Here is a 22,286-nt window from a genome sequence, read left to right as displayed (position 1 = left end):
AATACTATAAGATCGATTTTCCGGTCGATGGCCTGCCAAAAAGCCCGACCAGGTGCTGTGCCCATTACAAGAACAATCGGAGACATCGCCATGATTCAGGAGCAGCGGCTCGTCCGCCTGATCACACTGAAACTCATCCCTTTTCTGGTCCTGCTGTACCTGGTGGCCTATGTCGACCGTTCTGCGGTGGGCTTTGCCAAGCTGCACATGGGCGCCGACATCGGCCTGGGTGACGCGGCCTATGGCCTGGGCGCCGGGCTGTTCTTCATCGGTTACTTCCTGTTCGAGGTGCCCAGCAACCTGTTGCTCGACCGCTTCGGCGCGCGCCGCTGGTTCGCCCGCATCCTGGTCACCTGGGGCGCGATCACCGTCGGCATGGCGTTCGTCAGCGGGCCCAACGGCTTCTACCTGATGCGCTTTCTGTTGGGGGCGGCCGAGGCGGGCTTCTTCCCGGGGGTGCTGTACTACATCACCCAGTGGTACCCGGTGCGCCATCGCGGCAAGATCCTCGGCTTCTTCATCCTTTCCCAGCCGCTGGCGATGCTGGTTACCGGGCCGCTTTCCGGCGCGCTGCTGGGGCTTGATGGCAACTTCGGCCTGCATGGCTGGCAATGGCTGTTCATCTGCATCGGCACCCCGGCGGTGCTGCTGGCCTGGCCAACCCTGCGCCTGCTGCCGGACGGCCCGGCCAAGGTGCGCTGGCTCAGCGACGAGCAACGCAGCTGGCTGCAGGAACAGCTGGCCAACGACCTGCGCGAGTTCGGCCAGACCCGCCACGGCAACCCCCTGCATGCGTTGAAGGACGGGCGGGTGCTGTTGCTGGCGCTGTTCTACTTGCCGGTCACCCTGAGCATCTACGGCCTGGGCCTGTGGCTGCCGACGCTGATCCACCAGTTTGGCGGCAGCGACCTGGTCACTGGCTTCGTTTCGGCGGTGCCGTACCTGTTCGGCATCATCGGCCTGCTGATCGTGCCGCGCAGTTCCGACCGCCTGAATGACCGCTATGGCCACCTCGGCCTGCTGTACGCCCTGGGGGCGCTCGGCCTGTTCCTCAGTGCCTGGCTGAGCGTGCCCGGCCTGCAGCTGGCGGCGCTGTGCCTGGTGGCCTTCGCGCTGTTCTCCTGCACGGCCATTTTCTGGACCTTGCCGGGGCGGTTCTTCTCCGGTGCCAGTGCCGCTGCCGGCATCGCGCTGATCAACTCCATCGGCAACCTCGGCGGCTACCTCGGCCCGTTCGGCATCGGCGCGCTCAAGGAGCACACCGGGCAGCTGTCGTCGGGCCTGTATTTCCTGGCCGTGGTGATGCTGTTCGGCTTGCTGCTGACCGGGGTGGTCTACAACCGCCTCGAGCGCCGCCAGCGCCTGGCTTCCACGCGGGTAGCCCCGGCCTCCCGCTAACTTTCGCAACCGAAGAGCGAGCACAAGCATGCGATTGATTCAATTCGAAACCGCCACCGGCGCGCGCCGGGTGGGCGTGGTGGAAGGCGAGTACGCCCTGGAAGTACGTGGCGCCGGCAGCACCCGTGAGTTGGCCCTGCAAGCCATTGCTGCCGGCCGTGACCTGGCCGCCGAAGTGCAGGCCGCCGGCCTCGGCGAGCGCCACGACTACCTGGCCCTGCTGGCCGAAGGCCGGGTATTGCCGCCGCTGGACCATCCCGACCCGGCGCACTGCCTGGTCACCGGCACCGGCCTGACCCACCTGGGCAGCGCCGCCACCCGCGACAAGATGCACCAGCAGCAGGCCGAAGGCAGCGTGACCGACAGCATGCGCATGTTCCAGTGGGGCCTGGACGGCGGTCGACCGCCGGCAGGCGAGGAGGGGGCGCAGCCGGAATGGTTCTACAAGGGCGACGGCGGCATCGTCGTGCGCCCGGGCGCCGACCTGCCGCTGCCGGCGTTTGCCGAGGATGCCGGCGAGGAGCCGGAGCTGGTCGGGCTGTACCTGATCGCTGCCGACGGCACGCCGTATCGTCTCGGTTATGCGCTGGGCAACGAGTTTTCCGACCATGTGATGGAGCGGCGCAACTACCTGTACCTGGCCCACTCCAAGCTGCGCGCCTGCAGCTTCGGCCCCGAGCTGCGCCTGGGCGCGCTGCCGGCCCACCTGGAAGGTACCAGCCGCATCCTGCGCGACGGCCAGGAGCTGTGGCGCAAGCCGTTCCTGTCGGGCGAGCAGAACATGTGCCACAGCTTCGAGAACCTGGAATACCACCATTTCAAGTACCCGCAGTTTTTGCGCGCTGGCGATATCCACGTGCATTACTTCGGCACCGCCACGCTGTCGTTCGCCGACGGCATCCAGGCGCGCCCGGGCGATACCTTCGAGGTCAGCCTCGATGCCTTTGGCCAGCCGCTGCGCAACGGCATTGCAGCAGCGCCCGCGCAGGTCCGCCCCGGGGTGGTGAAAAGCCTTTGAGCTCGCTGCCAGCCGATTGATGAATCGGGGCCGCTTTGCGGCCCTTCGCGGGCTCGCCCGCTCCCACAAATACGGCGCAAGCGGCCAGAACTGCGCGGTCCCTGTGGGAGCGGGCGAGCCCGCGAAGGGCTGCGCAGCACCCCCTTTCCGCTAACTGCCTGACACGCGCATCTGAACCTTCTTTCTCATTACAGGAGTCAACCATGACCGGAAGCAACTTCATTGGCGGCCAGCGCAGCGCCGCCGGCAGCGTGCGCCTGCACAGCCTCGATGCGCGTACCGGCGAAGCCTTGCCGCTGGCCTTTGCCCAGGCCACACCTGAAGAAGTGGACGCCGCCGCGCAGGCTGCCGAAGCGGCGTTTGCCGAATACAACGGCATGGCGCCGCAGCGCCGTGCGCAGTTCCTCGATGCCATTGCCGACCAGCTGGATGCGCTGGACGACAGCTTCATCGCCACCGTGTGCCGCGAAACCGCGCTGCCGGCCGGGCGCATCCAGGGCGAACGGGCGCGCACCAGCAACCAGATGCGCCTGTTCGCCAACGTGCTGCGCCGCGGCGATTTCCTCGGCGCGCGCATCGACCGCGCCCAGCCACAGCGCCAACCGCTGCCACGCCCGGACCTGCGCCAGTACCGCACCGGCGTCGGCCCGGTGGCGGTGTTCGGCGCCAGTAACTTCCCGCTGGCCTTCTCTACCGCTGGCGGTGACACCGCCGCAGCGCTGGCCGCCGGCTGCCCGGTGGTGGTCAAGGCGCACAGCGGCCACATGGCCACCGCCGAGCAGGTGGCCGAGGCGATCGAGCGCGCCGTGCTCGCCACCGGCATGCCCGCCGGCGTGTTCAACATGATCTACGGTGCCGGTGTCGGCGAAGCGCTGGTGCGCCACCCGGCGATCCAGGCGGTGGGCTTTACCGGTTCGCTCAAAGGCGGCCGTGCCCTGTGCGAGCTGGCGGCAGCACGCCCGCAGCCGATCCCGGTGTTCGCCGAAATGAGCAGCATCAACCCGGTGCTGGTCTTGCCGGCGGCCTTGCAGGCCCGGGGCGAGCAGGTGGCCAGGGAGCTGGCCGGCTCGGTGGTGCTGGGCTGCGGGCAGTTCTGCACCAACCCTGGGCTGGTGCTGGGTATCGCTGGCGAAGCGTTCAGCCGCTTCCTCACCGCGCTTGGCGCGCAACTGGCCGACCAGCCCGGGCAGACCATGCTCAATGCCGGCACCCTGCGCAGCTATATCCAAGGTGTACAACGCCTGCACCAGCACCCGGGCGTGCGCCATCTGGCCGGCGCCGAACAGGCGGGTGACCAGGCCCAGGCACAGCTGTTCCAGGCCGACGTGAGCCTGCTGCTGAACGGTGACGCCTTGCTCCAGGAAGAGGTCTTCGGCCCGGCCACGGTGGCCGTCGCCGTTGCCGACGAAGCCGAACTGCGCCGCGCCGTGCAAGCCCTGCATGGGCAACTGACCGCCACCCTGATTGCCGAGCCGCAAGACTTGCAGCGCTTCGCCGCGCTGGTGCCGGTGCTGCAGCGCAAGGCCGGGCGCCTGCTGGTCAACGGCTACCCGACCGGCGTGGAAGTGTGCGATGCGATGGTGCATGGCGGGCCGTACCCGGCCACGTCCGACGCGCGTGGCACCTCGGTCGGCACCTTGGCCATCGACCGTTTCCTGCGCCCGGTGTGCTACCAGGACTACCCCGATGCGCTGCTGCCCGACGCCCTGAAAAACGCCAACCCGCTGGGCCTGCAACGCCTGGTCGATGGTCAGCACAGCCGCGAGGCGCTGGCCTGATTCCTTGAGCTTCGACGTTGTCTCGCTGCCCCCGCCCGGCCAAGGCCCGGGCGGGCATTCGACCCATACCCCAAGAACAACAACAAGAGGTTGCAGCCATGCCCAGTCGCTCCTTACCCGCCGACCTGGTCGCGCGGGAATCGCTGGATAACCATCTGTTCCGCAAGATCAACTGGCGCATCGTGCCGCTGTTCATCGTGTGTTTCCTGTTCGCCTACCTGGACCGCGTCAACATCAGTTTTGCCAAGCTGCAGATGCAGAGCGCGCTGGGCTTCAGCGACGCGGTCTACGGGCTGGGCGCGAGCCTGTTCTTCGTCGGCTACTTCCTGTTCGAGGTGCCGAGCAACGTGTTGCTGCACCGCATCGGCGCGCGCATCTGGATCGCCCGCATCATGATCAGCTGGGGCCTGACCTCGGCGGCGATGATGTTCGTCACCAGCGAAACCTGGTTCTACGTGCTGCGTTTCCTCATCGGTGTGATGGAAGCCGGTTTCGTACCCGGGGTGCTGTACTTCTTCACCCAGTGGTACCCCAGCGACCGCCGTGCGCGCATCAATGCCTATTTCAAGAGCTCGATCTGCCTGTGCGGCATCGTCGGTGGCCCGTTGGCGGGGTTCATTCTCAGCCACTTCGACGGGGTCAACGGGCTGGCCGGCTGGCAGTGGCTGTTCCTGCTCGAGGGGCTGCCGTCGGTACTGCTGGGCCTGCTGGTGCTGTGGCTGGTCAGTGACCGCATCGAGGATGCCCGCTGGCTCGACGCGGAAGAAAAGCGCTACCTGCGCGAGCGCCTCGATGCCGAGCCCAGGCCCGAAGGAGGCAGCTCGGTTCGCGCCATCCTGCGCGAGCCGGCCTCGCTGGCGTTGTCGGCGATCTACCTGTGCCTGGTGATGGCACTGACCGGGCTGCTGTTCTGGATGCCGCAGTTGATTCGCAATGCTGGCGTGGCCGATGCCATGGACATCGGTTTGCTGACGATGATCCCGTACCTGCTGGCGGTAGTGGGCAACCTGCTGATCGGCCGCAGCTCCGACCTGCGCGGCGAGCGTCGCTGGCACATGGCGAGCTGTGCCGCCATGACCACCGCAGGCTATGCGCTATGCGCGGGTTTCAGCGGCCAGCTGTGGCTGCTGATGCTCGGCATGAGCCTGGTCATGACCGGGATCATCGCCTGGATGCCGATCTTCTGGACCCTGCCGCCGAAGTACCTGGCCGGCCTGGCGGCGGCGGCGGGTATTGCGCTGATCAACTCCATCGGCCAGCTCGGCGGCATTGTCGGCCCGTATCTGGTCGGCAGGGTACGCGACGTCAGCGGGTCGCCGACCCCGGCACTGTGGCTGCTGACGGCCGTCAGCCTGCTGGCGGTGGTATTGATCATCTGGGGCGTGCCGCGGCGGCTGTACGCGGCTCAACCTGAAACGCGCATCGACTGAGGAGGTTCCATGCAACATGTCGTTTCCTTCGGCCCGATTTCCAGTGCCGAGGTGCTGGCCGAGCTGGGCCGGCGTTACCACTTCCAGCGTTTCGACCAGCCGCTGGCCGACCGCGAACGCTTTCTTGCGGCGCTGGCCACTGCCGACGGGCTGATCGGCAGTACCTTGCCGCTGGGGGCGGAGCTGCTTGACCAGGCCCCGGCATTGAAGGCCATTGCCAGCGTGTCTGCGGGTTTCGACAACTATGACCTGGCGTACTTGCGCAAGCGCGGTATCCGCTTGACCAACACCCCGGATGCGGTGACCGAAGCCACCGCCGATACCGGGTTCATGTTGCTGATGATGGCTGCCCGACGCGCTGGCGAGCTGGCGCGGATGGTGCGTGATGGCGAGTGGACGCAGGCTATCGACGCCACGCGCTTCGGCCGCGATGTGCATGGCAAGACCTTGGGTATCGTCGGGCTTGGCCGCATCGGTGCGGCGGTGGCCAGGCGCGGGCATTTCGGTTTTGGCATGCAGGTGCTGTACAGCGGCAATAGTGCCAAGCCCGAGTATGAGGCGCAGTTCGCCGCAAGGCGGGTGACGCTGCAACAATTGTTGAGCGAGGCGCACTTCGTCTGCGTCTGCGTGCCGCTGAGTCCGGCCACGCATCACTTGTTCGGCCGCGAGCAGTTCGCAGCCATGCGGGCCGATGCAGTGTTCGTCAATATCGCCCGTGGTGCTGTGGTCGATGAGGCCGCGCTGGTGCAGGCGCTGGTCGAGGGGCAACTCGGCGCGGCCGGGTTGGACGTGTTCGAGCAAGAGCCGCTGCCGGCCGCCTCGCCGTTGCTGGCGTTGCCCCAGGTGGTGGCGCTGCCGCACATCGGTTCGGCCACCGTCGAGGCGCGGGCATTGATGGCGCGTACTGCGGCGGCCGAGTTGGCAGCGGTGCTCGAGGGCAGGGTACCGAACCATCCTGTTTTGTAGGGCTGCGCACAGCCAGCAAGCGGCAGCGTCCAGCAGGCGCCGGTATCGGCCTGGCTTACAAGGTGGTCGAGCGCCCCAACCGGTCAGCCTCGAACACCTTCGTTTGCCTTGCTTTATGTCGCGATACAGGAACCGGCGCTCGGTGACTTGGCCGATCCTCGTGTTGAACAGGGCCTTGACGGCCTCCGAACCCTAAAGGGGAACGGCTGTCCAGAGCGGCAAGCCATGATCGGTACCCCGGCCTTTTGCGCCACCTGTCGAACCCAAGGCACTGCTGCTGGCCGTTTCCCGTCCGATCTGTATGCGCGATCAATGCGCAAACCGAGGAGAACTTCCATGGCAAACGATCAGAAAGGCCCCGGGCTCGAGAAAACCGAGTCCGAGCCAAGGCAAGGCGTCGGCGAGGCGTGGTCCGAAAAGCGTCCCGTCGATTGGGACCCACCGCCTGGCAACCCCGGCTCGGACCAGGACGGGCAGCTGGATCGGGACAATGGCAGCGCAAGGACCAACGACGAGCAAGCCGGCAGCGGTGCTGGGGAAGTCCCGTTACCTACGGATGACGAGGGGCCTGTCGAGGAAGAGATGCAGGATGTGGAAGCCAACAATTCGGTTTCTGCCGAGCATCCGCAACCGCGCTGATAGGTGCCCCGAGATTCGTTTAACAGTTTTGTGAGAGGTATGCAGCGATGAGCCCCGATCCGAGTGCACAAGGCGGTACGAACCCTGACTTGCCCACTTCACCCGACCCGGCAGTTGACCCCGATCGGCCGACCATCCCCGACCCTGATGACGACCCGCTGATGAACGAAGAAGAGGGCGGCGATGGCCAGGCGGATGATGGCCTGGCTGATGATGGCAGGCAGAGCGTCGAGCGGCCTGCCGTAGGGCTGGACCAACGCAGGGAATGATTGGCTGGGCAGACGTACAGTAAGGCTGCCCAACCGCGGCACGATCATCGATCCTCCACCTCAGACGGGGCAGTACGGGATTCACGGTCTATGTCTTCCGGCCAGTGAACTTTTGGTGCCAGGCAATGCATGTGGCTCAGGCCATCGTCGTCGTTCCAGTCACGGGGTGGGTGGACGAACTTCGGCAGCGCTTCAGGGCCTTGCTGCATGAACAGCCTGGCGATGGCCCAGTAGGCTTCGCCGCGGCGGAGGTCGTGGGTGAAGAACACGCGGTCGATGACTTCGTTGGTTTCCGAATTGCGGATTGACAGCATGACGTTTTCGATCAGGCCACCGTGGCCGGGGGCGTAGACTCGGTAGACTTCGGCGGTTATGTCGTCCCAGTTGTAGGCGACCGGTTTTAAGCCCCAGTGTTTGCGGCTGAACAGATAGATGTAGTGGAATCTGAATTGATAGAGATAGATTTTGCGTCGTAGGCGATTGAAGCGGATAGGTTCGTCCCGTGGTAGCACCAAATCTATCTTTATGTATGTCGCGGTAGCCCATATGCCTATTAAAATCGTTAGCGAGGCTAGTAGGTCAATATGCCAGTCACCCGACCAATTAATATCAAAAAAAATGCCAGGCATGTAGATAAGGGCACCAATAGTAAAAGCCAGTATCGGCACTCCTGTTAATGTGATGATGCCACGCAAACTGACAGTAGAACGAGGAAGCTACAGGCATACCCCATCAAAAAAGTTTGGCGAGGGATGTACGTCTTCGAAGCTTATGCGTGGAACTGCACTCGAACTGACATCGGGCAGATCATGACTCCAGCATAAAGCCCGCTCCGAAAGTATTTTTGGTTTGGCTTTCATTCATTGGCTTCCTTTACGCAGATCTCGACATAGGCATCTGGGAGTCTCTTATCTGACCAGTAACATATCAGTAGTGTCGCCGCTCTTATGGAGTGCGACCCAATACTCGGAATTAGCTCCACCGTTCCAGTGAACTCTAGCCAAGACAGGTGCGGCTCATCTAGGTCATATGACCGTCGCTTTTTTTTCACTGAAATTTTATCTTTATAGTCAGGCCACTTTGGCTGCGAAAAGCCGTGAAATGTCTCCCTCTCGGCAAGGGCTTCAACTTGAATTGGTCGGCATTCATCAAGTGCGAGAGTTTCTCCGTCAATAAAATCGGGGAAGGTTCCATCACCATAACGATGTACTGACAGGGGGCAGCGAGAGGCCGAGCATTCATCATCGTATTTGGGCAATATGATGTGAAATTTTAGTTTGTGCTCTAGCTCCAGGCTGACCGGTCCACCAATTTTGGGAGCGGTCGGGTCGCTTAAGCGCTTGGATTCGAAATGAACCGCTGCATGCACGCCAATCGTGGCGGCATTCAGTTCTGCGAACGCTATGTCTGCATCATCAGGTATATCCCAAGAGATGACCGGGCTTCCGATCCGGCAGTTGACCCTGATCGATCGACCATCCCCGACCCTGATGACGACCCGCTGATGAACGAAGAGGAGGGCGACGATGGTCAGGCGGATGATGGCCTGGCTGATGATGGCAGGCAGAGCGTCGAGCAGCCTGCCGTAGGGCTGGACCAACGCAGGGAATGATTGGCTGGGCAGGCGTACAGTAAGGCTGCCCAACCGCGGCACGATCATCGAACCTCTACCTCAGACGGGGCAGTACGGGATTCACGGTCTATGTCTTCCGGCCAGTGAACTTTTGGTGCCAGGCAATGCATGCGGCTCAGGCCATCGTCGTCGTTCCAGTCACGGGGTGGGTGGACGAATGCCGGCAAGGCTTCGGGTCCTTGCTGCATGAACAATCGCGCAATGGCCCAGTAGGCTTCGCCTCGGTGAAGGTCGTCGGTGAAGAGCACGCGGTCGGTGACTTCGTCGGTTTCCGGGTTACGGACCGAAAGCATGACGTTTTCAATAAGCCCACCGTGACCGGGGGCGTAGACTCTGTAGACTTCTGCGGTTATGTCGTCCCAGTCGTAGGCGACCGGTTTAACGCCCCAGTGTTTACGGCTGAGCAGATACAGGTAGTGGTATCTGAACTGATATACATAGATTTTTCGGCGTAAGCGATTGAAACGTATTGGCTCGTCCCGCGGAAGTGTTAAATCTAGCCTGACAAATGCGCTGACGACCCATATGCAAATTAGAGGGCCGAATATTGAAATTATCACCATCATCCAATCGAAAGTATGGCCGTAATCAATGAGGCTCCAGTACACTCGTGCCGCTATACCAAACAAGAAAAACAGCATTGGAACACCAAGCAAAGCCAATACGCCGCGTAGAAGTACAGTGGAACGAGGTAACTCCATGTACACGCCATTGACATGATTGGGAGGCGGGTTGACGCTGTCCAGAATAAGGTCGGATACGGGGGCTTCGTTAATGCTCGGTAGATCGTAGCTCCAGCTTGGCGCTCGGCCCATTAACACGCTTGGCTTATGCGACATGTTTCCTCCGGATATGCACTTCAGTATACGCAGTTTCAATATTTAACCCGGCCAATACATTGTCAGCAGTGTTGCTGCGAAAAGGTATGAAACGCCCTGCCATGGTAGGCACTTCCAGAGCTACCGTTTCCTACTTGGTTGGGGCCGTACAACTCGATCCTGAAGGCCCAGACGGGGCAGTACGGGATTCACAGTCAATATCCTCTGGCCAATGAACTTTTGGCGCTAAGCAGTGCATGTGGCTCAAGCCATCGTCGTCGTTCCAGTCACGGGGTGGGTGGACGAACTTCGGCAGCGCTTCAGGGCCTTGCTGCATGAACAGCCGGGCGATGGCCCAGTAGGTTTCGCCGCGGTAGAGGTCGTGAGTGAAGAATACGCGGTCGATGACTTCTTTGGTCTCTGGGTTGCGGATCGACAGCATGACGTTTTCGATCAGGCCACCGTGGCCGGGAACGTATACTCGGTAGACTTCAGCTGTTACGTCTTCCCAGTTGTAAGCGACCGGTTTGACGCCCCAGTGTTTGCGGCTAAAGACGAAAAAGCGGTGAAATCGGTACTGATAAATATAGATCTTCCGACGCAGCCGATTGAAACGAATCGGTTCATCTCTGGGGAGCACCAGATCCAGCTTTACGTACGGTAATAGCGCCCACACTACAGCTGGGAGGCAGAGTAAAAGAAAAACCTTCGTTATCCAGTCGCCTTGCCAATCATTAAAAAACATCAGCCAAAATAGAAACAGTTTCATTACACCACCTAAAATCAGCGCGGCACCACCTAACAAAACGCCCAATCCTCGCAGGCTAATTGTGGCTCGTGATAGCTCTAGATATATTTCGTCATAATGATTTGGAGGCGGCGAAATTCTTTCTGCGCCAAACAGGGGAAGTGGCGCTTCCTCAACATGGGGTAAATCGTAGCTCCAACCCAGTGCTCTCTCGCATAATACCCTATGCTGATCTTTCACTCATTCACCTCCCGCGCAAACGTTTCAAGTCGTGCACCTGATATGCTTCTGTCCGGCCAATATGCAATCAGTAAAGTTGCCGGCCTTATCGTCTGTCTTCCCAAATAGGAAAAAGCTCTACCGCACCCGATATGCTCAATGCGATCCACTTATAGCGGTGTCGGAATAGGCTTGTTTGGTCTTGCTTAGATTAAAGTCAGGTTTGTAATCCGGAAACCTCGGCGGCGTAAAACTTGATACTAGTACAGCGCCACACGTGGTGCGGTTTCCCACTCTGGCAACCGGCTTGCCATTGAAGGTGTACGCGGAACTGCCGCTTTCTACCGGGTTGGTGCCATGCAGCGGGCAGACATGCCGATGGCCTACGAGGATTACGGGTTTCATCGCGTCTCTCCTTCAGACGGGGCAGTACGGGATTCACGGTCGATGTCTTCCGGCCAAAGAACCTTTGGCGCCAGGCAGTGCATGTGGCTCAGGCCATCGTCGTCGTTCCAGTCACGGGGTGGGTGGACGAACTTCGGCAAGGCTTCAGGGCCTTGTTGCATGAACAGCCGGGCGATGGCCCAGTAAGCTTCGCCACGGTAGAGGTCATGAGCGAAGAACACGCGGTCGATGACTTCGTTGGTTTCCGGGTTGCGGACCGACAGCATGACATTTTCGATCAGACCACCGTGGCCGGGGGCGTAGACTCGGTAGACTTCGGCGGTTACGTCGTCCCAGTTGTAGGCGACTGGTTTTACGCCCCAGCGTTTGCGACTGAAGATGAATATGCGGTCATGTTTGAACTCATAAATATATATTTTCTGGCGAAGCCTATTGAAGCGAATAGGTTCATCCCTAGGCATAACCAAATCAAGCCTGACATAGGGAGCCAAAGCCCACAAAAATGCCGGAGGAAATAACACTGATATATTTATCAGCCAATCGCGCTGCCAACCGTCATTCAGAAGATTCCAATAAAAATAAAGTGTTATTCCTAGAACAAAAAGCAAACCCGGAAGGCCAAGTAAAAATACAACACCTCGAAGAATGATGGTATTTCGTGGCAGTTCGAGGTACACATTATCGAAATAGTTGGGCGCTGGCTTGATGCTCGCCCACACTTTTCGCCACTCAGGCACTGAGTCCACCGCGGGGAGGTCATGACTCCATCCTAAGGCACGTTCCCACAAAATTTTACCCTCACGTTTCATTCGTGAATCTCCCTGGTACACACCTCAACGTATCCACTCGGCAGGCTCCGATCCGGCCAATACATTACCAAAAGCGTAGCTGCCAGAATTGTATGTTGCCCTATGGCCGGCATGAGCGATATCGAGCCTGAAATTTCTAACTGGCAAAGCCCAGAAGAATAAGGTTTTTGTGTTTCGATAATTGAATGTTTTCGGTCGTAATCAGGGATCCGTGGCGATGCAAAACTCGAAAACGAGGAGGACGGCGATAGAGACTCTTCAGAGCTTGCAAAAAAATCTCCCGAAGCAATAGTTTCTCCACCAACGTAATCGGGATGATTGCCGTCACCGTAACGATGAACAATCAATTTCCAGCGATATCCCGAATGCTGCTGATCATACCTAGGCAAAGCGATGAAAAACTTTAGATTGCTAACGCTTTCAACACTAACCAGACCACCAATTTTCGGAAGGCCCGGCTCAGTTGCTAAGCGCGACTCAAAATTCAACTTCGCTTGAACACCTAGCGTGGCGGCATTGAGTTCGGCAAAAGCGATATCTGCATATTGTGGAGCATTCCAATGAATAATCGTTTTTTCGTTTGCTTTTCCAAAGTAGCATCGCCTTATCCAACGCTCCAGATCAGTCGATTCATTTTTCTGGGCGTACTTGCTTAATTGATAAGCAGCAAGCGTAACGATTATCCCGATTCCCAGCGGGCCAAAAACCAGGGGAATGAATACTGCGACTCCGAATGCGACAGTGCCAGCGGCATACAAAACGACCGAAAATAAATATTGATAGTACGCGACATCATCACCCGCAGCGGCAGTGCGTCTCATGGCATTGATTGCTTGGGCCGTATCGAAGCCCCCTGCAATCGAGCTCACCAAAGCACCAAGCCTTATCAAGGCCTCCCCTGTGACTGCAACACCCTTTGCCCGCGCCAAATTCAGTGGGCCAGCGCTTGATCTCAAAATGAGCCCAACCAGTTCGATACTCCCTCCCAACACGCCCAACTGGGATCCCTGTAACGCCAACTTGGCCTCATGCGCCTTGGGCCCAATTTCCTCTTCCGCCTTTTCCTGATTCCGGCCCAGGCTGTCCTGCTGCAGATACAACCCGCCTATCGCCAACAGCACTTCCCAGCTCCCAGCCACCCCGCGCAACCCGGAAAAACCGGTCCTTACCAATCGCGCCGCCTGCTGCGAGGTGATCTTCATCCCTTGCAACAACCTGCGCGCATCGCTTTCCAAGGTCCCCGCCGCCACCGAGATATCCACCAGGGCAAGCTGCGCCAAGCTGCTCGCCTGGTTCACGCCCATGCTGGCTTCCTTGAACAACCGCCCATGCACGTCCTCGGCCTTGCCCTCGACCCACACCGTCACGCTGATCATCGTGTGGGTGAAGCGCGGGTCGAGCACGGCCAGGCTCATCAGCCCGTGCTGGATGATCGGCCGCACCTTACGCATCGACTTCATCGAGCCAAACTCGAAATCGTCAAGGTTGCGCTGCATCCGGTCCCGCGCCGCGGCGATGGAGGCATTGGCCTTGTGCTGCATTTCCCGCAGGTGCTGGCTCTGCAGGGCGTAGTACTCGCCCAGCTTCATCTTCACTTCCAGCTCGATCAGCTGCACGCCGTTGTAGAGATACTGCGTGGCGCTGTTCAGATGCCGCACGGCTTTCTGAATGCCAGGCGACAGGCAGGGCGCCAGCCGCTGACTGGCCGCGTTGAGCGCGCTTTGCGTTTCGGCGATGGCCTGCTTGAGGGTATTGCGCAGGCGCAAGCCGGCGTCGTCACTGGCGATGATCTTGCTCAGTATGCTGTAGAGCTTGTCACTGTCATTCCAGCTGATGCCTCCATCCGCGGCAAAGCTCGGCAGCAGCCCGGCCAGCAATGCCCGGTCGCGCATCAGCAAGGCGCGGTAGGGTGGGCTGTCAGGGTCCTGCAGCCATTTCTGCCAGAGGGCCTCGCTGGTTCCGGCGGCGGGAATACGCGGCTCGGTGGTCGGCACCATGGCTTCGGTAACGCCTCCGCCCAGGCACAGCGCCAGGGTCTTGGCATACGCCACGCCGGACTCACGGTCGTTACCGTCGTAGTCGTATGCCTCGATCACCTGGAACATGGGCGTATCGAACAAGGCAACGTACGCCTGCGCGTCCTGGTCGATGTAACGCTGAAACTCGCCTTCCTGCTGGTCGTAAGCCGCCTGGAACGCCGCGCGCTGCGGTTCGTGGTAGCGTTGTTCAAGCCGCTCGTCACTCTCCTGCTGCTTGCGCTCGACCAACTGTTGTCGCGCGACTGCCGGGTCGGTGAACACCGGCGGGGCATCACCGGTCAGCGGTTCCAGCGACGGCACTTCCTGCGCGGCCCGCTCCCGGTTGGTGGCACGAATGATCTGCAGGATCTGCGAGGTCTGCAACTGATAGGCCCGCATCGGCTCTTCGCGCCAGGCCTGGCGCTTCACGACCCAGTTCAGGCGTTGCTGGTTGTATTCCTGGATCAGCCCGACGGTGTCGTCGAGCACCACGGCCAGCACGCCGTTTTCCAGCTGGTGGCGGTTGATCGCATTGATCAGGTAGCCACGCAGGGCGAACCGGCGCAGCCAGCGGCTATGGAAACCGTGCGCACTGTCGAACGGTGAACACGCCTGCTGGGCGTACTCGAACACCTGCTTGTCGACCTGCAAGTTGTCCGGCGTCATGGCGATGCCCAGCAGCTCGGGATGCTTGCGCGCCTGGGTCAGGTCCAGCCCTTCGAAGCGCTGCGCCGGAGCCTGCCCCCGCTTGTAGGCGTTCAGCACACTGACCGGCCAGGCGTCGCTGGAAAAGGCCAGCCAGGCGCTGCTGTATCGCTCGGTGTCGAGGTTGAGGAAGGCCGAGGGAATGTCGTGGTCGTCATGCACGCACTTTTCCGGCAGTGGCCTTGGCGGGCCATCCGGTGGCTCGTACGGGTTGAAGCGGCGCAGGTGGCCCTGGGCGCTGACGGCATAGGCCTGCCAGACCTGCTGATCGAGCAGCACGTACAGGTAGCCCATGCGCAAGGTGCGCAAGCCGATCCTGGTCGAGATATGCAGGTTATCCGCCACGGTGACGAGACACTCGGGGCGGGTGTCTGGCACCAGCGCGCGGCGCAGCGGCAGGATTGGCAGGCCCTGGCGCTCACAGGACATGCACTGGTCGTGCGGCAGGCCGGCTTCGGCTGCGGCGATGGCGATGCGTTGACTGATGTTCACGGGCGATCCTCGTGTTGGCCAGGGCCTTGTCGGCCTCTGAACACTAACGGGGAATCGCTTTCCAGAGAGGCTTTGGCCTTCCTAAAAGCTTGTAGGAAACTTCTCTGAGTGATGGATGCCGCTCAGGCAGGCGTGGCTGATGGCTCAACGCCGTCGCAACGCAGCCGCCAACCCGATGGTCAGCCCCACGGCACAAACCATGGCCAGGCTGATGGCAATGGCAACACCCCAGGCCTCCAGCAGCCCCGCGATCACCAGATAGAATGCAATCACCCCCACCGCACCAATCGCATTGCCGCGCACCATCGCCGCCATCCCGGCGCGGCCATGCTGCACATGGGCAAACACCACCAGCGGCCAGGCAATGACCGGAATCGGCGCCAGCATCCCGCTGGTCGCCGGCCCCAGCCAGCTGGCCAGGCGGGTGGTGAGCATCAGCAGCGCGGTTGCCGACACCATGCGCAGGGGGATCTCCCAGTAGCGATGCCGGGTGCGGGCCAGGGTGTCCGGTTTCGGTTCGCGGCCGCTGGCGCGTATCAATACGCCGATCAGCAGCAGCGCCACGCCGATGGACAAGTACAGGCTGCCCCAGTGGGTAAATGCATAGGCAGCCAGACCGTAGAACAGGATTGCCAGCAACACGGCCGGGGCGATGCCGAGCCGGCGCGTGGCGAACAGGTAGAACGTGTAGGTGGCCTGCACCGCGGCCAGGCCGCCCAGCGCGCCGGGCACTGCGCCCAGGGCGAAGGCCGTGCCTTGTTCCAGGCACAGGAAAGTCATTACCAGTGCCGAGGTCACCGGCAGGCCGGACAGCAACCCGCCCAGCAGACCACCCCAGCGCCGCGAGGCGAGGGAAATGGCCCACATCAGCAGCGGGGTAACCATCAGTTTCAGGTAGAACAGGGTCATTGCAAGGGAATCCGCTTTTGCACGAGGTGCGCCCGCCGTCGGCATTGGGTGGGGCGCGGAAAGTCAACCGCGGCTGGCCTCCAGGGCCTGGGCCAGGTCGGCGATGATGTCGTCGCTGTGCTCGATGCCGATCGACAGGCGCACCATGTCGCGCGGCACGCCGGCTTTTTCCAGCTCTTCGTCGTTGAGCTGGCGGTGGGTGGTGGAGGCGGGGTGGCAGGCCAGTGACTTGGCATCGCCGATGTTCACCAGGCGCACCACCAGTTGCAGCGCATCGATGAAGCGCGCCCCGGCCGCCTGGCCGCCCTTGATGCCGAACGACAGGATCGCCGCCGGCTTGCCGTCGGTGTAGCGCTGCGCCAAGGCATGCTCGGGGTGGTCGGGCAGGCCGGCGTACTTCACCCAGGCGACCTGCTCGTGGGCCTGCAGGTAGCGGGCGACCTTGAGCGCGTTCTCGGTGTGGCGCTCCATGCGCAGGGCCAGGGTTTCCAGGCCTTGCAGGATCAGGAAGGCGTTGAACGGCGACAGCGCGGCGCCGGTGTTGCGCAGCGGCACCACGCGGCAGCGGCCAATGAATGCGGCCGGGCCGAAGGCTTCGGTGTAGGTGACGCCGTGGTAGGACGGGTCGGGCGTGTTGAGCAGGGCGAAACGCGCCTTGTGTTCGGCCCAGGGGAACTTGCCCGAGTCGATGACGATACCGCCGATGCTGGTGCCATGGCCGCCGATGTACTTGGTCAGCGAGTGCACGACAATGTCCGCCCCATGCTCGAACGGCCGGCACAGTACCGGGGTGGCCACGGTGTTGTCGACGATCAGCGGCACGCCATGACGGTGGGCGGCTTCGGCCAGCGCGGCGATGTCGACGATGTTGCCGGCCGGGTTGCCGATGGACTCGCAGAACACCGCCTTGGTGCGCTCATCGATCAGTGCTTCCAGGGCGGCGATGTCGTCATGCGCGGCGAAGCGGGTGTGGATGCCCATGCGCGGCAGGGTGTGCGCCAGCAGGTTGTAGGTGCCGCCGTACAGCTTGGCCACCGAGACGATATTGTCACCCGCCTCGGCGACGGTCTGGATGGCGTAGGTGATGGCCGCCATGCCCGAGGCCACCGCCAGCGCACCGACCCCGCCCTCGAGCGCCGCCATGCGCTGTTCGAGCACGTCGTTGGTAGGGTTCATGATGCGCGAGTAGATGTTGCCGGCCACCTTCAGGTCGAACAGGTCGGCGCCGTGCTGGGTATCGTCGAAGGCGAACGAGGTGGTCTGGTAGATCGGCACGGCCACGGCCCGGGTGGCCGGGTCGTGGCTGAAGCCTGCGTGGATGGCGAGGGTTTCCAGCTTCATGCAATCGTTCCTTGAGCGTGGGTGGAGCGAGCGAGCATGTGGCGCGGGGCGGGTGTGGGTCAAGGGTGAGTGGGTAATTGCCACGGCGCTTGGCCCAGGCAGTGGCGGATGGCGGAGCAGCCCCAGTGGGGCTGCTTCGATACTCGGTCAGATTTGAGCCTGGCCGCCATCGACGAACAGTTCGGCGCCGTTGACGAAGCTGGCATCACTGGAAGCCAGGAACAGCGCGGCCTTGGCGATTTCTTCCGGCTCGCCAACCCGGCCGAGGGGAATCTGCGAGGCCAGGTAATCGAGCAGGCCTTGCTGTTGCGCGGCATCAGGGCCGGCGAGCTCGACCAGGCCAGGGGTGCGGGTGGCGCCCGGGCTGATGGTGTTGACGCGCACATTGCGGTCCTTCAGGTCGAGGATCCAGTTGCGAGCGAAGGCACGCACGGCGGCCTTGGACGCCGCGTATACGCTGAAGGCGGCGGTGCCGGAGCTGGCAGCGGTGGAGCCGGTGAGAATCACCGAGGCCTGCGCTGCCAGCAGCGGCAGCGCCAGTTGCACGGTGAACAGGGTGCCTTTGACGTTGCGGTCGAACGTATCGTGGTAGTGCGCCTCGGTGATCTCGCCCAGGGGCAACATCGAGCCGCCACCGGCGTTGGCGAACAGGACGTCGATGCGGCCCTGTTCGCGTTGTACCTGCTGATAGAACGCAGCCAGTTGCTCCTGCTTCGCGGAGTCGACCTGCACGCCGGTGGCATTGCCGATCTGCGCCACGGCGGCATCCAGTTCTGCCTGACGGCGGCCGGTGATGTACAGGGTGGCGCCTTCGCTGGCGAACAGCTTGGCAGTGGCCAGGCCGATGCCGCTGGTGCCGCCGGTGACGATTGCGATTTTGCCTTCAAGTTTGCGCTTCATTTGCTTCTCCATAGGGGTGTGGGTTGCGATGGGAGAAGCGTATCGACGTCACGGGTAATTCAAAATAGAATTGTTTGAAACCTACCGTTGCAGAAATGAAATGAGCAAACTCCCCGATTTCGAAGGCTTGGCCATGTTCGCCAAGGTCGCCGAGGAAGGTTCCTTCGCCGCAGCGGCGCGTGTCATGGGCGTCTCCGTGCCGACGGTGTCGCGGGCGGTCGCGCGTCTTGAACAGCGCCTGGGCGGGCGCCTGTTCAACCGGACGTCGCGGCAATTGTCGCTCACCGAATTCGGTCACAGCGTGGCCGGCAGGGCGGGGGATATCTACCGTCAGGCCGAGGAAGCAGAAGGCCAGGCCATGGCTTTGTCGGTGCAGCCACGCGGCCAGGTGCGGCTGGCGGTCCCGATGTCGTTCGGGCTGCGCTGGGTGGCGCCATTGCTGCCGAAACTGATTCGCCAGTACCCCGAGCTGTCCATCGACCTGCACCTGTCCGATGCGTCGGTGGACCTGATTGCGGAGGGGTTCGACGCGGCCTTGCGTATCGCGGCGTTGCCTGACTCGTCGCTGGTCGCCAGACGCCTGTGCGCCGTTACCCAGCTGCTGGTGGCTTCGCCCGCTTACCTGGAACGACATGGCCGCCCGCAGCACCCGAGGGAGCTGGCGAATGCCGCCTGCCTCAGTTATGCCTACCGGGCGCGTACCCAGGTGTGGCGTTTCACCGACGCGTCAGGCGCGGAAGAAGATGTGTTGCCCAACGGACCGCTGCGGGTGACCAATGCCGATGCCATGCTCCCGGTGCTGCTCGAAGGGCTGGCCATTGCCGAGTTGCCTGAGTTCATTGCCAGCGAATACCTGGCCGATGGCCGACTGGAGAGAATACTCCCAGCGTGGAGCATGACCCGCGGCGGCCTGTATTTCGTGACCCCCTCGGCACGCCCGCGCCCGGCGAAAATCAGCGCGCTGTCTGATTTCTTCCATGAGCACCTGTCAGACCCGACGTGGCGTTGGCAGGGTTGCTTCGATTGAAAGAAGCAAAACCCCGATAGGCAGAGCAAGGTCGCCAAGGAGGCCCACGTCAAAAAGAGAGAAATTGGCACCGTCGAAAGCGGCAACCAATTCCTGACTTGGAGACGAGAAAATGACCGACTTCACCCCAACCCCAAACGAAGTGGCAGGCAAGGTAGTGCTGGTCACCGGTGCGGCCAGCGGCATCGGCAAAGCCACCGCCGAACTCCTTCATGCTCGCGGTGCGAAGGTGATCGCCGAGGACATCGACCCCGCAGTCAACGCACTCGAGCGTGCTGGCCTTGTTCCGTTTGTCGCTGACATCACGGCCGACGGTGCTGCCGAGCAGGCAGTGGCGCTGGCGGTCGACAGCTTTGGCAAGCTGGACGTGCTGGTCAACAACGCCGGTCGCATTCTGTACAAGCCGCTGCTCGAGATGACCCGCGAAGACTGGGAATGGCAGATGCAGACCAACGTGACGGGGGCGTTCCTGCATTCCCGGGAAGCGATGAAGGAAATGCTCAAGAACAAGAGTGGGGCGATCGTGAACATTGCCTCCTACGCCTCCTATTTCGCCTTCCCCGGTATTGCGGCCTACACCGCGTCCAAGGGCGCACTGGCGCAATTGACCCGCACCCAGGCGCTGGAGGCGATCGAACATGGCATCCGGGTCAACGCCATTGGCGTGGGTGACGTGGTGACCAATCTGTTGAATCATTTCATGGAAGACGGTCGCGGGTTCTTGCAGGAGCACGGCAAGTCTGCGCCTATCGGCCGGGCGGCAGCACCGCAGGAAATCGCCGAAATCGTCGCCTTCCTGGCATCGGAGCGCGCCAGCTTCATTGTCGGTTCGGTGGTCATGGCCGACGGCGGCATGAGCGTCGCGGTGGGGTGATGCGCGCCGGAACCTGCGAATGGTGTTGCCCACTCGCTACTGGCGGTATTGAGTGGGCGTAACGCCAACCTCTCGTTTGAACACCTGGGAAAAATGGCTGGGGCTGCTGTAGCCAACCTCAAGCCCTATATCAATGACGCTCCGGTCCGTTTCCACAAGCAGTTGCCGCGCCCTTGCCATCCTCAGCCGGATAAAGAACTGTGACGGCGAGTAGCCCGCCGCCTTCTTGAACAGCCGGCTGAAGTGGTACGCGCTCATTCCGGCTATCTCGGCCAGCTGCCCGAGCTGGAATTCCCCGGCCAGGTTGGCTTCCATTGCCGACAACACGCGGCGTAGCTTGTAAGCGGGGAGGGCATTGCGGCGCGCGATATCGTCCGCTGAGTTGTCCAGGTAGTTGCGCGCAAGGTGAACGGCGATGCACTGGGCCAACCCTTGCAGATAAAGCGGGCTGGGCCGTTGCCCGGTCAGTTCCCGCTGCACGTGTTGCAGCAGAACGGACAAGCCTTCATCGCGCCCGCCCGAGACTTCACGCAGGCGAAGCGCTTGCACAACGCCGCCCAACACCTCCTGAATGGCTTTCTCCAGCAGCGGAATGCCGAGGTAGATGTGCATCACTTCGAAGGGGTCTGCGCCGTCCACTTTCCAGCGCATTTCGTAAGGTTGTGCCGAGGTCGTCAGGAAGAAATCACCCCTGGCCACCCGGCTGCTTTGCCACTCGGCGCCAAGCTCGCGTTCCTCCACGGTAGCGTTGCCAGAGATGACCCATACCAGCAGGGGCTCGGCTACCGCAGGGACGATGAAGTCACCTTGTTCGCGCTCACGGTTGAAGATCTGCACCAGCATGTCGCGATCGGCCAGAACATCCGAGGCGGCAAGCCGCTGCCCACGGATATACGCCTCCAGACCATGGGCAGAAGTCCGCTCGATGACGTTCATGGGTAGCGTCGCCTCTCTTGCTGGCCGTTTGGAAAAACTATTCCAGGGACATCGACCCCAAAAAAGCCGGAATGTCTCCATTCCGGCCTGCTCTATCTGCTTTCCTCGCTGTCGTCCGGTTACTCAGAATGGACTTGCGGTCGGGCGCACGATCAGTTCGCTGACATCGACATCCGCAGGCTGTTCCACGGCGTAGGCGATCGCCCGGGCAATCGCCGAGGCGGGAATCGCGATCTTGCGGAACTCGCGCATCTCGGCACGCCCGCCCTCATCGGAAATGCTGTCGGCCAGTTCGGACTCGGTGACGCCCGGAGCAATGACGGTGACCCGGATGTCACCGCCCACCTCCTGGCGCAAGCCCTCGGAAATGGCCCGTACGGCATATTTGGTGGCGCAGTACACCGCAGCGGTAGGGCTGACGGCGTAGGCACCGATGGAGGCGATATTGATGATCTGTCCGGCCCGCTGTTGTTGCATGAGCGGCAGGGTCGCGGCAATGCCGTGCAGTACGCCGCGAATGTTGACATCGATCATCCGGTTCCACTCATCGACCTTGAGCGCTTCGAGCTTGGACAGCGGCATGACGCCGGCGTTGTTGATCAGCACATCGACGCGGCCATGCAGTTCGACGGCGAAGTCGATGAACGACTGCATGTCATCCAGGCGGGTGACATCCAGCGCCAGGGCATCAGCAATACCGCCCGCTGAACGAATCTCCCTGGCCAGTGCTTCCAGGCGGTCGGTGCGGCGGGCGCCCAGCACCACACGTGCGCCTTGGCTGGCGAGCAGGCGCGCAGTCGCTTCGCCGATACCACTGCTGGCGCCGGTAATCACGATGACTTTTTGTTCAATGCCGTGCATTTTTCTCACTCCTGTTCGTGGCTGAAGAAGCCCTTGTCGATAAGCAGGTGGTGAAACAAGAGTAAAAGCCTGGGCTGGGTCAGGATTAGGCCA

The 22,286-nt window shown here is 61.8% G+C and carries 20 protein-coding genes and 1 pseudogene; 9 read left to right on the top strand and 12 right to left on the bottom strand.

Annotated elements, in window-relative coordinates; genetic code table 11:
• Window positions 1–90: 90 nt before the first annotated feature.
• From ACLEJP_RS10015 to ACLEJP_RS09985, 7 genes are all read left to right on the top strand, one after another.
• Complete coding sequence (locus ACLEJP_RS10015; protein WP_440806041.1) at window positions 91–1,398, top strand: MFS transporter; 1,308 nt, start codon at window positions 91–93, stop codon at window positions 1,396–1,398.
• A 28-nt stretch (window positions 1,399–1,426) separates the two neighbouring features.
• Window positions 1,427–2,416, top strand: coding sequence for an AraD1 family protein (gene araD1 / locus ACLEJP_RS10010; protein WP_440806038.1), 990 nt, complete (start codon window positions 1,427–1,429; stop codon window positions 2,414–2,416).
• A gap of 203 nt (window positions 2,417–2,619) precedes the next feature.
• The gene (locus ACLEJP_RS10005; protein WP_440806035.1) at window positions 2,620–4,194 is read left to right on the top strand and encodes an aldehyde dehydrogenase (NADP(+)); all 1,575 of its coding nucleotides are present in this window, start codon (window positions 2,620–2,622) and stop codon (window positions 4,192–4,194) included.
• A gap of 98 nt (window positions 4,195–4,292) precedes the next feature.
• Window positions 4,293–5,624: an MFS transporter gene (locus tag ACLEJP_RS10000; RefSeq protein ID WP_440806032.1), complete on the top strand. Its 1,332-nt coding sequence runs from the start codon at window positions 4,293–4,295 to the stop codon at window positions 5,622–5,624.
• A 9-nt stretch (window positions 5,625–5,633) separates the two neighbouring features.
• Window positions 5,634–6,590, top strand: a complete 957-nt coding sequence (locus ACLEJP_RS09995; protein ID WP_440806029.1) for a 2-hydroxyacid dehydrogenase — start codon at window positions 5,634–5,636, stop codon at window positions 6,588–6,590.
• Window positions 6,591–6,926: 336 nt separating this feature from the next.
• A complete protein-coding gene (locus ACLEJP_RS09990) occupies window positions 6,927–7,229 on the top strand; it encodes a hypothetical protein (protein ID WP_440806028.1) in 303 nt (100 codons plus the stop codon).
• A gap of 47 nt (window positions 7,230–7,276) precedes the next feature.
• Window positions 7,277–7,498 carry a hypothetical protein gene (locus tag ACLEJP_RS09985; protein ID WP_440806026.1) on the top strand — a complete coding sequence of 74 codons (222 nt, stop codon included), beginning with the start codon at window positions 7,277–7,279 and terminating at the stop codon, window positions 7,496–7,498.
• 44 nt (window positions 7,499–7,542) lie between these two features.
• On the opposite strand, the gene ACLEJP_RS09980 is transcribed toward ACLEJP_RS09985, so the two are convergent.
• From ACLEJP_RS09980 to ACLEJP_RS09935, 10 genes and pseudogenes are all read right to left on the bottom strand, one after another.
• Window positions 7,543–8,127 carry a DUF6708 domain-containing protein gene (locus ACLEJP_RS09980; RefSeq protein ID WP_440806254.1) on the bottom strand — a complete coding sequence of 195 codons (585 nt, stop codon included), beginning with the start codon at window positions 8,125–8,127 and terminating at the stop codon, window positions 7,543–7,545.
• A gap of 227 nt (window positions 8,128–8,354) precedes the next feature.
• Window positions 8,355–9,158, bottom strand: coding sequence for a hypothetical protein (locus ACLEJP_RS09975; protein WP_440806025.1), 804 nt, complete (start codon window positions 9,156–9,158; stop codon window positions 8,355–8,357).
• Entirely contained in the window at window positions 9,155–9,970 is an 816-nt protein-coding gene (locus ACLEJP_RS09970; RefSeq protein WP_440806022.1) for a DUF6708 domain-containing protein, read from the bottom strand. The genes ACLEJP_RS09975 and ACLEJP_RS09970 overlap by 4 nt, the downstream gene beginning before the upstream one ends.
• Window positions 9,971–10,100: 130 nt before the next feature.
• Window positions 10,101–10,937 (bottom strand): DUF6708 domain-containing protein, encoded by an 837-nt coding sequence (locus tag ACLEJP_RS09965; protein WP_440806020.1) that lies wholly within the window; start codon window positions 10,935–10,937, stop codon window positions 10,101–10,103.
• Window positions 10,938–11,171: 234 nt separating this feature from the next.
• A pseudogene (locus ACLEJP_RS09960) lies at window positions 11,172–11,321 on the bottom strand (PAAR domain-containing protein); the annotation flags it as partial.
• Complete coding sequence (locus ACLEJP_RS09955) at window positions 11,318–12,130, bottom strand: DUF6708 domain-containing protein (RefSeq protein WP_440806018.1); 813 nt, start codon at window positions 12,128–12,130, stop codon at window positions 11,318–11,320. The gene ACLEJP_RS09955 and the pseudogene ACLEJP_RS09960, both read right to left, overlap by 4 nt.
• Window positions 12,127–15,345 carry a T6SS effector BTH_I2691 family protein gene (locus ACLEJP_RS09950; protein WP_440806015.1) on the bottom strand — a complete coding sequence of 1,073 codons (3,219 nt, stop codon included), beginning with the start codon at window positions 15,343–15,345 and terminating at the stop codon, window positions 12,127–12,129. Before ACLEJP_RS09950 ends, ACLEJP_RS09955 begins: the two co-directional genes overlap by 4 nt.
• A gap of 144 nt (window positions 15,346–15,489) precedes the next feature.
• Window positions 15,490–16,254: a hypothetical protein gene (locus ACLEJP_RS09945; protein ID WP_440806012.1), complete on the bottom strand. Its 765-nt coding sequence runs from the start codon at window positions 16,252–16,254 to the stop codon at window positions 15,490–15,492.
• A 63-nt stretch (window positions 16,255–16,317) separates the two neighbouring features.
• The gene (locus ACLEJP_RS09940) at window positions 16,318–17,595 is read right to left on the bottom strand and encodes a bifunctional O-acetylhomoserine aminocarboxypropyltransferase/cysteine synthase (protein ID WP_440806011.1); all 1,278 of its coding nucleotides are present in this window, start codon (window positions 17,593–17,595) and stop codon (window positions 16,318–16,320) included.
• A 147-nt stretch (window positions 17,596–17,742) separates the two neighbouring features.
• Window positions 17,743–18,495: an SDR family NAD(P)-dependent oxidoreductase gene (locus tag ACLEJP_RS09935; RefSeq protein WP_440806008.1), complete on the bottom strand. Its 753-nt coding sequence runs from the start codon at window positions 18,493–18,495 to the stop codon at window positions 17,743–17,745.
• Window positions 18,496–18,595: 100 nt separating this feature from the next.
• Here ACLEJP_RS09935 and ACLEJP_RS09930 point away from each other — a divergent pair, with 100 nt between their 5' ends.
• Together ACLEJP_RS09930 and ACLEJP_RS09925 are read left to right on the top strand one after the other, a co-directional pair.
• Window positions 18,596–19,522, top strand: a complete 927-nt coding sequence (locus tag ACLEJP_RS09930) for a LysR family transcriptional regulator (protein ID WP_440806006.1) — start codon at window positions 18,596–18,598, stop codon at window positions 19,520–19,522.
• A 112-nt stretch (window positions 19,523–19,634) separates the two neighbouring features.
• The gene (locus tag ACLEJP_RS09925) at window positions 19,635–20,396 is read left to right on the top strand and encodes an SDR family NAD(P)-dependent oxidoreductase (RefSeq protein WP_440806004.1); all 762 of its coding nucleotides are present in this window, start codon (window positions 19,635–19,637) and stop codon (window positions 20,394–20,396) included.
• Between the two features lie 36 nt (window positions 20,397–20,432).
• Here ACLEJP_RS09925 and ACLEJP_RS09920 read toward each other — a convergent pair whose 3' ends face one another.
• Both ACLEJP_RS09920 and ACLEJP_RS09915 read right to left on the bottom strand, forming a co-directional pair.
• Window positions 20,433–21,332: a helix-turn-helix domain-containing protein gene (locus ACLEJP_RS09920; protein WP_440806002.1), complete on the bottom strand. Its 900-nt coding sequence runs from the start codon at window positions 21,330–21,332 to the stop codon at window positions 20,433–20,435.
• 123 nt (window positions 21,333–21,455) lie between these two features.
• A complete protein-coding gene (locus ACLEJP_RS09915) occupies window positions 21,456–22,193 on the bottom strand; it encodes an SDR family oxidoreductase (protein WP_289132888.1) in 738 nt (245 codons plus the stop codon).
• Window positions 22,194–22,286 lie beyond the last annotated feature (93 nt).

This window comes from Pseudomonas sp. SMV7, from assembly GCF_052041995.1.
Lineage (GTDB): Bacteria > Pseudomonadota > Gammaproteobacteria > Pseudomonadales > Pseudomonadaceae > Aquipseudomonas.
Note: the sequence above shows the minus strand (reverse complement) of the source record. Positions and strands in the feature narration are given on the sequence as shown.

Bases quoted from the DNA above. Each gene is read 5' to 3' on its own strand.
- araD1 (WP_440806038.1), top strand. From the start codon at position 1,427: ATGCGATTGATTCAATTCGAAACCGCCACCGGCGCGCGCCGGGTGGGC.
- ACLEJP_RS09995 (WP_440806029.1), top strand. From the start codon at position 5,634: ATGCAACATGTCGTTTCCTTCGGCCCGATTTCCAGTGCCGAGGTGCTG.
- ACLEJP_RS09975 (WP_440806025.1), bottom strand. From the start codon at position 9,158: ATGATCGTGCCGCGGTTGGGCAGCCTTACTGTACGCCTGCCCAGCCAA.
- ACLEJP_RS09930 (WP_440806006.1), top strand. From the start codon at position 18,596: ATGAGCAAACTCCCCGATTTCGAAGGCTTGGCCATGTTCGCCAAGGTC.
- ACLEJP_RS09955 (WP_440806018.1), bottom strand. From the start codon at position 12,130: ATGAAACGTGAGGGTAAAATTTTGTGGGAACGTGCCTTAGGATGGAGT.
- ACLEJP_RS09935 (WP_440806008.1), bottom strand. From the start codon at position 18,495: ATGAAGCGCAAACTTGAAGGCAAAATCGCAATCGTCACCGGCGGCACC.
- ACLEJP_RS09980 (WP_440806254.1), bottom strand. From the start codon at position 8,127: ATGCCTGGCATTTTTTTTGATATTAATTGGTCGGGTGACTGGCATATT.
- ACLEJP_RS09915 (WP_289132888.1), bottom strand. From the start codon at position 22,193: ATGCACGGCATTGAACAAAAAGTCATCGTGATTACCGGCGCCAGCAGT.
- ACLEJP_RS09920 (WP_440806002.1), bottom strand. From the start codon at position 21,332: ATGAACGTCATCGAGCGGACTTCTGCCCATGGTCTGGAGGCGTATATC.
- ACLEJP_RS10015 (WP_440806041.1), top strand. From the start codon at position 91: ATGATTCAGGAGCAGCGGCTCGTCCGCCTGATCACACTGAAACTCATC.
- ACLEJP_RS10000 (WP_440806032.1), top strand. From the start codon at position 4,293: ATGCCCAGTCGCTCCTTACCCGCCGACCTGGTCGCGCGGGAATCGCTG.
- ACLEJP_RS09990 (WP_440806028.1), top strand. From the start codon at position 6,927: ATGGCAAACGATCAGAAAGGCCCCGGGCTCGAGAAAACCGAGTCCGAG.
- ACLEJP_RS09945 (WP_440806012.1), bottom strand. From the start codon at position 16,254: ATGACCCTGTTCTACCTGAAACTGATGGTTACCCCGCTGCTGATGTGG.
- ACLEJP_RS09970 (WP_440806022.1), bottom strand. From the start codon at position 9,970: ATGTCGCATAAGCCAAGCGTGTTAATGGGCCGAGCGCCAAGCTGGAGC.
- ACLEJP_RS09925 (WP_440806004.1), top strand. From the start codon at position 19,635: ATGACCGACTTCACCCCAACCCCAAACGAAGTGGCAGGCAAGGTAGTG.
- ACLEJP_RS10005 (WP_440806035.1), top strand. From the start codon at position 2,620: ATGACCGGAAGCAACTTCATTGGCGGCCAGCGCAGCGCCGCCGGCAGC.
- ACLEJP_RS09940 (WP_440806011.1), bottom strand. From the start codon at position 17,595: ATGAAGCTGGAAACCCTCGCCATCCACGCAGGCTTCAGCCACGACCCG.
- ACLEJP_RS09985 (WP_440806026.1), top strand. From the start codon at position 7,277: ATGAGCCCCGATCCGAGTGCACAAGGCGGTACGAACCCTGACTTGCCC.